We start from the raw sequence: 11272 nt of genomic DNA on the forward strand, positions 1-11272 counted from the left end.
CGCCGAGTACTGCCGCGTCAGCTAGAAGTGAATACATAGGGAAGGCCGTTCAGGTGGACGACGGTCGGATCGGTGGTATCGACGGGGACACCAAGTCAGATCGATCTGGATCCGGCGTGCGAACGCCAGGGGGTTGTTGCGTACTCGTCACACTCGTATCCCGCCGGTTTGGTCCCCAAAGCTGCTTCACGTGCGGCACTGCAGGCTGCGCCTCCAGCACCGCGAGCGCTCACCTACACCCCGGGAGCCGCACTGGCCATGTGGGTCCGCTCCCACTACCCCACCTGCCGCCACCCCGGCTGCGCCGTACCGTCCTCACGCTGCGACCTCGACCACATCGTCGAATTCGGCAACCACTACTTCACCCCACCCGAATACTGATCGAAGGGCACTGATCCGTTGGCCGACAAAGGTTTACCTAACACTGCAGGTACGTCGAATCCGCGACGAGGCTCACCGTCGGGACGTAGCATCCCACTCGTGACCGCCCCGTTGCGCATCCTCGTGTACAGCAGCAACACCACGACGCGCGCCGACGTCACTATGGCGATCGGCACACACCCGGACGCGTCACTGCCCACTTTCGAGTACATCGAAGTCGCGAGCGAGCCCATGGTCGTTCACTATCTCGACGCCGGTGGAATCGACCTGGCCATACTCGACGGGGAAGCTGCACCGGCTGGTGGCATGGGCGTTGCCAAGCAATTGAGGGACGAGTTGAACAACTGCCCTCCCCTCGTCGTTCTCACCGGCCGACCGGCCGATGCGTGGTTGGCGAAGTGGTCAGGAGCGGAGGCCGCTGTACCGCATCCGATCGACCCGTTCGTTCTGACGCAGGCAGTGACCGAACTTCTCCACGGCTGATCGAAACCCCTTATTCACAAACGGTTCCCGGATCGGACGGCTGCCGACCGACCCGAGATCAACTTTTCGAACGACACACCTACTTCGCAGTCCGAAAATCATGACAACTCCGGCCCCCACACCGGTAGGCTGTGTTTCAGCTCACATTTTTCTAACGGCTAAGGACCTCTTGGCCGACGGAGCTCCTTGAGTTGCCCACAAGGCAGACGCGGAGAGGTGAAACAGGTTGAACGAGTACATCCCCATTCTCGCCCTGGGTGCTGTCGCAGTCGCCTTCGCCGTCGTGTCCGCAGTCATCGCTGCCGTGGTCGGACCCAGGCGATACAACCGAGCGAAGCTCGACGCCTACGAGTGCGGCATCGAACCGACAGCGCAACCGATGGGAGCGGGTCGTTATCCGGTGAAGTTCTACCTCACCGCGATGTTGTTCATCATTTTCGACATTGAAATCGTCTTCCTCTATCCGTGGGCGGTCCACTTCGATGCGCTGGGCATCTTCGGCCTGCTGGCAATGGGGATGTTCATCGTCAGCGCTGCGGTTGCGTACGCGTACGAATGGCGGCGTGGGGGGCTCAGCTGGGACTGAGCGCTCCTCCACCGCTGCATCGACAGAAGGGTCTGACATGGGTCTCGAAGAGAAGTTGCCGAGCGGCTTCCTGCTGAGCACGGTCGAGGGGCTCGCGGGCTACGTCAGGAAAGGCTCGTTGTGGCCGGCGACGTTCGGCTTGGCGTGCTGCGCAATCGAGATGATGGCCACCAGCTCGGGAAGGTTCGACATCGCGCGGTTCGGAATGGAGGCATTCCGTGCCTCTCCGAGACAGGCCGATCTGATGATCGTCGCCGGCCGCGTCAGCCAGAAGATGGCGCCCGTGTTGCGCCAGATCTACGATCAGATGGCCGAGCCGAAATGGGTTCTCGCAATGGGTGTCTGCGCATCGTCCGGCGGAATGTTCAACAACTACGCCATCGTCCAAGGCGTCGACCACGTCGTTCCCGTCGACATCTACCTTCCGGGATGCCCGCCGCGCCCGGAGATGCTCCTCAACGCGATCCTGAAGCTGCACGAAAAAATTCAGGACATGCCGTTGGGTGTCGACCGCGAGACCGTCGCCCGCGCCGCAGAGGCAGCCGCGCTGCAGTCGGCGCCGACCATCGAGCTGAAGGGATTGCTGCGGTGACGTCCGACCGACGTGGAATGTTCGGAGTCCGTGGTACCGGTGACACATCTGGATACGGGAGGCTGGTACTACCGACCCATGCCGTGGGTAGTACGGCCCGCCCGTACGGGGGGTACTTCGACGCCGTCGCAGACCAATTGGAGCGTGCGCTCCCCGAACGCGGTCTGTCGTTCGACGAAGCGTTCGAGTCTGTTGTGGTGTTTCGGGACGAACTGACGCTGCACGTGCGGCGCGAACACCTGGTTCCTTCGGCGACGGTTCTGCGCAACGACCCCGAGCTGCGGTTCGAACTGTGCCTCGGGGTCGACGGCGTCCATTACCCACACAACGACGGACGCGAGTTGCATGCTGTCTACCCACTGTTGTCGATCACGCACAACCGGAGGATCAGACTCGAAGTGTCCGTACCGGAATCGGATCCCCACATTCCGACTTTGGTCGGGGTGTATCCCACCAACGACTGGCACGAGCGCGAAACGTACGACTTCTTCGGAATCGTGTTCGACGGGCACCCGTCGCTCACCCGTATCGAGATGCCCGACGACTGGGTAGGGCACCCACAACGCAAGGACTATCCGCTCGGAGGAATCCCGGTCGAGTACAAGGGCGCCACTATTCCTCCTCCCGATCGACGGCGGGAGTACAACTGATGACCGACATCGCAGACCATGGAAAGTCGTTCACCGTTTCCGGACAGGACTGGGACGACATAGTCGCTGCTGCAGCCGAATCCGCGGCGGAATCACCCGAGGAACGCATCGTCGTCAACATGGGTCCGCAACACCCGTCGACGCACGGTGTGCTGAGGCTGATCCTCGAAATCGAGGCAGAGACCGTCACCGAAGCACGGTGCGGTATCGGGTATCTGCACACCGGTATCGAGAAGAACCTCGAGTACCGCAACTGGACGCAGGGAGTCACCTTCGTCACCCGAATGGACTACCTGTCGCCGTTCTTCAACGAGACTGCGTACTGCTTGGGCGTCGAGAAGTTACTCGACATCACCGATGACATTCCCGAGCGGGCAAGTGTGATCCGGGTCTTGCTGATGGAGCTCAACCGAATCTCGTCCCACCTCGTTGCTCTGGCCACCGGCGGAATGGAACTCGGCGCCGTCACTGCGATGCTGTTCGGTTTCCGGGAACGTGAACTGATTCTCGATGTGTTCGAGATGATCACCGGTCTCCGCATGAACCATGCATACATTCGACCCGGCGGCCTGGCCCAGGATCTGCCCGACGGGGCCGTGGACAAGACACGAGAACTGTTGAAGACGCTTCCCGTCCGGCTCGCGGACATGTCGAATCTTCTGGACGACAACAAGATCTGGAAGGCACGCACCAAAGGCATCGGCTACCTCGACCTGACGGGGTGCATGGCGCTCGGCATCACGGGGCCGATGCTGCGGTCCACCGGGTTGCCACACGACCTGCGTGTGTCCTCTCCGTATTGCGGCTACGAGAACTACGAGTTCGACGTGTGCATCGATACCGGTTGCGATGCCTACGGCCGGTACCTGGTGCGTATCGACGAGATGAAGGAGTCTTCGAAGATCGTCGAACAATGCCTCGACCGATTGCGTCCAGGTCCGATCATGGTGGACGACAAGAAGATTGCCTGGCCGGCAGATCTCTCGGTCGGTCCGGACGGTATGGGCAACTCGTCGGAGCATGTTCGCGACATCATGGATACCTCGATGGAATCGCTGATCCATCATTTCAAGTTGGTGACCGAAGGATTTCGAGTGCCTCCCGGCCAGGTCTACGTCGCAGTCGAATCGCCGCGCGGCGAGTTGGGCGTACACATGGTCAGCGACGGCGGCACTCGACCGTTTCGTGTGCACTATCGCGATCCGTCGTTCACCAACCTTCAGGCCGTCGCGGCGACCTGTGAGGGAGGCATGGTTGCGGACGTGATCGCGGCGGTGGCCAGCATAGATCCTGTGATGGGCGGAGTCGATCGATGAGCGATCCCGTTTTCGTCCGGCTCGGCAGTCGGCCCACGCCCTATTCCGACACGGTGCGTGCACGTCTCGATCATGATGCAGATCGGATTGTTGCCCGGTATTCCCCGCCCGAGCAACCCGATTCACAGATGGCGCGATCGGCGCTGCTCCCTTTGCTGCACCTGGTGCAAGCCGAGGAGGGATACGTCAGCCCGACGGGAATCGGATTCTGTGCCGACCGGCTCGGACTCACCGGTGCAGAGGTCGCCGCGGTGTCGACTTTCTACTCGATGTATCGGCGCGAGCCGACCCGCGACTATCTGGTCGGCGTCTGCACCAACACACTGTGCGCGGTGATGGGGGGCGATGCGATCTACGATGCGCTTCGCGAACACGTCAGCGGCGATGACGCACACATCACTCTCACTCACGTCGAATGCAACGCTGCGTGCGACTACGCGCCGGTAGTCATGGTCAATTGGGAGTTCTTCGACAATCAGACACCGGAATCCGCACGTTCTGTCGTCGACGCGCTCCGCTCCGGCGAGGAAGTAGTACCGACGCGGGGTGCGTCGCTGTGCACGTTCCGCGAGACCGAACGAATCCTCGCAGGCTTCCCCGACGAACGTCTCGGCGCCGTGCAGGCAGGCGGCCGCCCGGGTGATCCGACGTTGGCCGGGCTGCTCGTTGCACGCGAGCAAGGAATGCGGGCACCTGAAGCCGCGGCTCCGACGGACAGCGGATCGGCTCCCCTCGGGTCCGAGGACGCTGCCGCCTCCGAGTCGGCCAAGGACAAGCCAGCCCCTGCGCCGACGGAATCGGTTCCGCCCGAGAAGGGACACTGACGTGCCATTGACTCCCGTGCTCAGTCGATACTGGGACGACCCCGAATCATGGACGCTCGAGACGTACGAGCGTCATGACGGCTACGTGGGCCTGCGCCGCGCTCTCGATATGCACGAGGACGACGTCATCGCACTGGTGAAGGACGCAGGACTCCGAGGACGAGGCGGTGCCGGATTCCCAACGGGTATGAAATGGAGCTTCATCCCCCAAGGAGACGACAAGCCGCACTACCTCGTGGTCAACGCCGACGAGTCCGAGCCTGGTACCTGCAAGGACATGCCACTGCTACTGGCGACGCCGCAGGTACTGCTCGAGGGAATCATCATCGCCGCCTACGCAATTCGCGCGCATCGCGCGTACATCTACCTCCGAGGCGAGGTCGTGCCGGTACTGCGACGTCTTCATGCTGCGGTTGCCGAGGCGTACGCAGCGGGATACCTAGGAAGAAATATTCTCGGCAGCGGATTCGACCTCGAAGTGGTCGTTCACGCTGGTGCCGGTGCGTACATCTGCGGTGAGGAAACTGCTCAACTCGATTCGTTGGAAGGCCGACGCGGTCAACCACGCCTGCGACCGCCGTTCCCCGCGGTGGCAGGCTTGTATGCGTGCCCTACGGTGGTCAACAACGTCGAGTCCATCGCAAGCGTCCCGTCGATTCTCTCGAACGGCGTCGATTGGTTTCGGTCGATGGGAAGCGAAAAGTCACCCGGATTCACGTTGTATTCGCTGTCCGGGCACGTCACCCGGCCGGGGCAGTACGAAGCCCCGCTGGGCATCACTCTCCGCGAGCTACTCGACCTGTCCGGTGGTGTCCGCGCGGGCCATCGACTCAAGTTCTGGACCCCCGGCGGATCGTCGACACCGATCTTCACCGAGGAGCATCTCGACGTTCCGTTGGACTACGAAGGTGTCGGCGCAGCGGGGTCCATGCTCGGAACCAAAGCGCTGCAGATTTTCGACGAGACCACCTGCGTGGTCCGAGCGGTGCGGCGCTGGACGGAGTTCTACGCACACGAATCGTGTGGCAAGTGCACGCCGTGTCGCGAAGGCACCTATTGGCTCGTCCAGATCTACGCTCGCCTCGAAGAGGGTCGTGGTACCGAGGCCGACCTGACGACGCTTCTCGACATCTCGGACAGCATCGCGGGAAAGTCCTTCTGCGCGCTCGGCGACGGTGCAGTCAGCCCGATCACGTCGTCGCTGAAACACTTTCGCGACGAATACATCGCCCATCTGGGCACAGCATGTCCCTTCGATCCACACCGCAGCACGCTGATGGCAGGAGCTCTGTCCTCATGACCATCGAGATCGAGACCGTCACCGTCACCATCGACGGCGTTCCAGTGCGCGTTGCGCCAGGAACTCTGGTCATCAGGGCCGCGGAGATGATCGGTGTCCAGATTCCTCGATTCTGCGATCATCCGCTGCTCGACCCCGTCGGTGCCTGCCGGCAATGTCTCGTCGAAGTCGAGGGACAACGCAAGCCCCTGGCGTCGTGCACCACCACCGTCACGGACGGGATGGTGGTCAGCACTCAGGCCAGCTCACCCGTCGCGGCAAAAGCCCAACAGGGTGTGATGGAGCTGCTGCTGATCAATCATCCGCTCGACTGTCCGGTCTGTGACAAAGGCGGCGAATGCCCGCTTCAGAATCAAGCGATGTCCGCCGGCCGCTCCGAGTCGCGGTTCACCGAGACCAAGCGGACCTACCCAAAACCGATCCCGTTGTCCTCGGAAGTGTTGCTGGACCGCGAGCGGTGCGTCCTGTGTGCACGCTGCACTCGATTCTCGGAGCAGATCGCGGGCGACCCGTTCATCGACCTTCTCGAACGTGGCGCGCTCCAGCAGGTCGGGATCTTCGAGAACGAGCCCTTCGAATCGTACTTCTCCGGCAATACCGTTCAGGTCTGCCCGGTCGGTGCGCTCACCGGGGCAGCCTACCGATTCCGAGCGCGTCCGTACGATCTGGTGTCCACGCCGAGCACGTGTGAACATTGCGCCGCCGGCTGCGCTCAGCGCACCGATCATCGACGTGGAAAAGTGTTGCGCCGGTTGGCAGGCGACGATCCCGACGTCAACGAAGAATGGAACTGCGACAAAGGCCGATGGGCGTTCGCCTATGCGACCGAGCGAGACCGGCTGACCACCCCTCTCGTTCGGGGTCCGGACGGAATACTTGCACCCGCGTCGTGGTCCGAGGCGCTTGCCGCGGCGGCACGCGGATTGGCCTCGACCGAGCGAGGGAGCGGTGTACTCGTCGGCGGAAGGTCGACGGTCGAGGATGCATACGCCTACTCGAAGTTCGCGCGAGTGACATTGGGAAACAACAACATCGATTTCCGGGCCCGCGCACACAGCCGGGAGGAAGCCGAGTTCCTCGGCTCTCACGTCGCCGCGCGATCGATGGAGGTCACCTACAAGCGGCTCGAGCAGGCTCCGGAAGTTCTTCTCGTCGGTGTGGAGCCGGAGGAAGAGGCGCCGATCGTGTTCCTTCGACTCCGCAAGGCCGTCAGGACGAGGCATCAGAATGTCTGCGCCATAGCTCCGTTCGCATCTGCGGGGATCACGAAACTCGGTGCGCGCCTGATCCGTTGCGCCCCATCGGGTGAGGCCGCGATACTCGACGGTCTCGCGAGCTCACCCGAGTCGGAGTTCTTCGCTACCCCCGGCACTGTGGTGCTCGTGGGCGAGCGCCTCGCCGAATCACCCGGAGCACTTTCGGCCGTAGTCCGTTTCGCCGAGACGACCGGATCCGCCGTTGCGTGGATTCCCCGGCGCGCAGGAGACCGCGGAGCCCTCGACATGGGAGCACTGCCCAATCTTCTGCCCGGCGGCAGACCGGTCACGGACGACCGCGCGTCGGCCGAACTCGCCGAGTACTGGGGCGTCCCACACCTTCCGAACACCGAGGGCCTGGACAGCTCGGGAATTCTCGACGCCGTGGCGACAGGAACTCTCGGCTCCCTCGTCATCGGGGGTCTCGAACTTGCCGATCTGCCGGATCCAGCCGGGGCCGCGGCGGCGATCGACGGTGCGTCCTTCGTCGTCAGTCTCGAGATCCGTCGCAGTCGCGTCACCGAGCGCGCAGATGTCGTCTTCCCGGTCGCGCCGGTCACCGAGAAAGCGGGCACCTTCGTGGACTGGGAGGGCAGACCCCGGCCGTTCGACGTCGCTGTGACCGGGACGAGAGCGCTGCCCGACGGGCGAGTGTTGCATGCGCTGGCAGCGGAGATGGGGGCCCCGATCGGACTCCCCGACGTGGCCTCCGCCCGAACCGAGATTCACGCGCTTCCGTCGTGGTCGGGACCACGACATCTCCCGCCTCGACACGCCCCGGCCGTGCCACGTACTCCCGGGTCCGGTCAAGCAATCCTGTGCACCTGGCGGATGTTGCTCGACTCCGGTCGGATGCAGGACGGCGAGCCTCACCTCGCAGGCACTGCCCGGACACCGGCGGTACGACTGTCTCGGGCCACCGCCGACGAGATCGGTGTGACGGAAGGAGACTGGGTCACGGTGACGTCGGACCGCGGTGCCATCACCCTGCCCTTGGCGATCACCGATCTGCCGAATCGTGTCGTGTGGCTGCCGCGCCGCTCCCCCGGCTCGGACGTCAACTCGGCGTTGGCAGTGGGCAATGGAGCTACCGTCCGCATCGGCCCCGCAATCGAGGTGAGAACATGATTGCCGGATTCGGTATCGACCCGTGGTGGCTCGTCGTTGCCAAGGCGCTCGCAGTGTTCGTCTTCCTGATTCTGACGCCGCTGGTCGCGATTCTCGCCGAACGCAAGATCATGGCACGCATGCAGATGCGCGTAGGTCCGAACCGAGTCGGACCGCGTGGGATCCTGCAGAGCCTCGCCGACGGTGTGAAGCTGGCGCTGAAGGAGGGAATCGTCCCGAAGGGAGTCGACAAGCCGATCTATCTGCTGGCACCCGTCATCGCAGCCGTCCCCGCGTTCATGGCGTTCGCCGTGATTCCGTTCGGCCCCGAGGTATCGGTCCTCGGTCACCGAACGCCGCTGCAGCTGACGGATCTGCCGGTCGGTGTCCTCTACATTCTGGCGGTCACCTCGGTCGGCGTATATGGGATCGTGTTGGCCGGCTGGGCATCCGGATCGACCTACCCGCTGCTGGGAGGCCTCAGATCCACTGCCCAGGTCATCTCGTACGAAATCGCGATGGGCTTGTCGTTCACTGCCGTCTTTCTGTATGCAGGCACGATGTCCACGTCGGGAATCGTTGCGGCACAGACAGGCACCTGGTACATCTTTCTGCTCTTCCCGTCGTTTCTGATCTATCTGACATCGATGGTCGGCGAGACCAATCGTGCTCCGTTCGATCTGCCCGAAGCCGAGGGTGAGCTGGTCGGCGGTTTCCACACCGAATACTCGTCGCTGAATTTCGCGATGTTCATGCTCGCCGAATACGTCAACATGGTGACGGTGTCCGCCCTCGCTACGACATTGTTCCTCGGCGGTTGGCACGCCCCGTTCCCGATCAGCATCTGGGACGGCGCGAATTCCGGTTGGTGGCCGGTGCTCTGGTTCACCGCGAAGGTGTGGGTGTTCCTCTTCGTCTTCATCTGGCTACGGACCACACTCCCCCGTCTCCGCTACGACCAGTTCATGAATCTCGGCTGGAAGGTTCTGATTCCGCTCTCCCTCATCTGGATCGTGCTGGTCGCGACCGTTCGCGCGTTCCGTCTCGAGGGGTACGGCTCCTGGGCATCGGCTCTCGTCGTCGTCAGTGCAATCGTGGTTCTGCTTGCGGCGGTGTTCGTGTGGCGCAGGCTGCACCGAGAACCCGAGTCGAGCAGTCCGCCGACGGAACTGCCCCCGTTCGACCCGATGGCCGGTGGCTTCCCGGTACCACCGTTGCCGGGTCAATCCCTGCCAACCCATACGAAGGAGCGCAGCGATGCCTGAATTTCTCGGTCCGATAGCAGGATTCGGTGTCACGTTCGCAACGATGTTCAAGAAGCCGGTCACCGAGTTCTATCCCGAAGAGAAAGCGCCGACGGCCCAGCGCTACCACGGACGTCACCAGCTGAACCGTTATGCCGACGGCTTGGAGAAGTGCATCGGATGCGAGTTGTGTGCGTGGGCGTGCCCGGCCGATGCAATCTACGTCGAGGGTGCCGACAACACAGAGGAGGAACGGTATTCGCCCGGAGAACGGTACGGGCAGGTCTACCAGATCAACTACCTTCGCTGCATCGGCTGCGGCCTGTGCATCGAGGCCTGTCCGACGCGTGCGCTGACCATGACGAACGACTACGAGCTTGCCGACGACAACCGCGCCGACCTCATCTACGAGAAGGACCGGTTACTGGCACCGCTGCAACCCGGCGTGGAACCGGCCCCACATCCGATGACCGAGGGAGCTACCGCGGCGGACTACTACCGAGGAACGGTCCGGTGACCACATCGACCGCCGAGGCCGTCCAGTTCTGGCTCCTCGGCGGGCTTGCCGTTCTCGGTGCGGTAGCGATGGTGTGCGCCACCAAAGCGGTCTATTCAGCTCTGTTCCTCGCCGTCACGATGATCATTCTCGCCGTCTTCTACATCGCGCAGGGTGCGTTGTTCCTGGGTGTCGTCCAGATCGTCGTTTATACCGGTGCGGTCATGATGCTGTTCCTGTTCGTGCTGATGCTCGTCGGTGTGGATTCGGCCGATTCGCTCACCGAAACTCTGAAAGGACAGCGGCCTGCCGCCGTCGCCGCAGGACTCGGCTTCGGGCTCGTGGTGATCGGAGCAATCGGCAACGCCTCGGTGGAATCGGGCCGGCCTGACTTCGTCGGACTCGGCGCGGCCAACGCAGGCGGCAACGTGGAGGGTCTCGCGGAGCTGATCTTCATTCGATACCTGTGGGCGTTCGAACTCACCGGCGCACTGTTGATCGTCGCCACGGTCGGCGCGATGATCCTCGCGCACCGTGAGCATTTCGAGGAACGAAAAGGTCAGCGTGCACTCTCCGAACAACGCTTCAGGGACGGCACACACGTCACACCGATGCCGAGTCCTGGCGTGTATGCGCGGCACAACGCGGTCGACTGGCCCGCGCGGCTTCCCGACGGTTCGCTGTCGGAGCTCTCGGTCAATCCGATGCACCGAGGCCACCGGAAAGGCGACGAACTGTGAACCCGGAGAACTACCTCTATCTGTCGGTACTGCTGTTCTCGATCGGGGCCGCGGGAGTTCTTCTGCGCCGCAATGCGATCGTGGTCTTCATGTGCATCGAGTTGATGCTCAACGCAGCGAATCTGGCATTCGTGACATTCGCGAGAATGCACGGAAATCTGGAGGGCCAGGTGTTCGCGTTCTTCACGATGGTCGTCGCGGCGGCCGAAGTGGTGGTCGGGCTCGCGATCATCATGACTATCTTCCGCACCCGGCGTTCGGCCTCGGTCGACGACGCAAACCTGCTGAAGAACTGAC

The 11272-nt window shown here is 62.9% G+C and carries 11 protein-coding genes and 1 pseudogene; all 12 read left to right on the plus strand.

The genetic code is table 11. The features are described 5' to 3' along the window. The first annotated feature begins 480 nt into the window (after positions 1 to 480). The 12 genes and pseudogenes from RY1_RS03525 (at position 481) to nuoK (ending at position 11271) form a co-directional block, all read left to right on the plus strand. Positions 481 to 864 carry a response regulator transcription factor gene (locus RY1_RS03525; protein WP_072802065.1) on the plus strand — a complete coding sequence of 128 codons (384 nt, stop codon included), beginning with the start codon at positions 481 to 483 and terminating at the stop codon, positions 862 to 864. A gap of 226 nt (positions 865 to 1090) precedes the next feature. Continuing rightward, the gene (locus RY1_RS03530) at positions 1091 to 1450 is read left to right on the plus strand and encodes an NADH-quinone oxidoreductase subunit A (RefSeq protein ID WP_072802066.1); all 360 of its coding nucleotides are present in this window, start codon (positions 1091 to 1093) and stop codon (positions 1448 to 1450) included. Between the two features lie 37 nt (positions 1451 to 1487). Beyond that, entirely contained in the window at positions 1488 to 2042 is a 555-nt protein-coding gene (locus RY1_RS03535; protein WP_072802067.1) for a NuoB/complex I 20 kDa subunit family protein, read from the plus strand. Continuing rightward, a complete protein-coding gene (locus RY1_RS03540; RefSeq protein ID WP_072802306.1) occupies positions 2030 to 2692 on the plus strand; it encodes an NADH-quinone oxidoreductase subunit C in 663 nt (220 codons plus the stop codon). The genes RY1_RS03535 and RY1_RS03540 overlap by 13 nt, the downstream gene beginning before the upstream one ends. Then, on the plus strand, positions 2692 to 4008 hold the full coding sequence (gene nuoD, locus RY1_RS03545; protein ID WP_072802068.1) for an NADH dehydrogenase (quinone) subunit D: 1317 nt from the start codon (positions 2692 to 2694) through the stop codon (positions 4006 to 4008). The genes RY1_RS03540 and nuoD overlap by 1 nt, the downstream gene beginning before the upstream one ends. After that, the gene (gene nuoE / locus RY1_RS03550) at positions 4005 to 4832 is read left to right on the plus strand and encodes an NADH-quinone oxidoreductase subunit NuoE (protein ID WP_072802069.1); all 828 of its coding nucleotides are present in this window, start codon (positions 4005 to 4007) and stop codon (positions 4830 to 4832) included. Before nuoD ends, nuoE begins: the two co-directional genes overlap by 4 nt. Position 4833: 1 nt before the next feature. Further along, positions 4834 to 6132: an NADH-quinone oxidoreductase subunit NuoF gene (gene nuoF / locus RY1_RS03555; RefSeq protein WP_072802070.1), complete on the plus strand. Its 1299-nt coding sequence runs from the start codon at positions 4834 to 4836 to the stop codon at positions 6130 to 6132. Then, a complete protein-coding gene (locus RY1_RS03560) occupies positions 6129 to 8516 on the plus strand; it encodes an NADH-quinone oxidoreductase subunit G (protein WP_072802071.1) in 2388 nt (795 codons plus the stop codon). The genes nuoF and RY1_RS03560 overlap by 4 nt, the downstream gene beginning before the upstream one ends. Further along, positions 8513 to 9730 (plus strand): annotated as a pseudogene (gene nuoH / locus RY1_RS03565) (NADH-quinone oxidoreductase subunit NuoH); the annotation flags it as partial. The gene RY1_RS03560 and the pseudogene nuoH, both read left to right, overlap by 4 nt. Positions 9731 to 9752: 22 nt before the next feature. After that, complete coding sequence (gene nuoI, locus RY1_RS03570) at positions 9753 to 10256, plus strand: NADH-quinone oxidoreductase subunit NuoI (RefSeq protein WP_072802073.1); 504 nt, start codon at positions 9753 to 9755, stop codon at positions 10254 to 10256. After that, positions 10253 to 10975, plus strand: a complete 723-nt coding sequence (locus RY1_RS03575) for an NADH-quinone oxidoreductase subunit J (RefSeq protein WP_072802074.1) — start codon at positions 10253 to 10255, stop codon at positions 10973 to 10975. The genes nuoI and RY1_RS03575 overlap by 4 nt, the downstream gene beginning before the upstream one ends. Beyond that, positions 10972 to 11271 (plus strand): NADH-quinone oxidoreductase subunit NuoK, encoded by a 300-nt coding sequence (gene nuoK, locus RY1_RS03580; RefSeq protein ID WP_068375643.1) that lies wholly within the window; start codon positions 10972 to 10974, stop codon positions 11269 to 11271. Before RY1_RS03575 ends, nuoK begins: the two co-directional genes overlap by 4 nt. Position 11272: the final 1 nt, after the last annotated feature.

The sequence above is a fragment of the Rhodococcus yunnanensis NBRC 103083 genome (assembly GCF_001895005.1).
GTDB classification, from domain to species: Bacteria; Actinomycetota; Actinomycetes; order Mycobacteriales; family Mycobacteriaceae; genus Rhodococcoides; species Rhodococcoides yunnanense.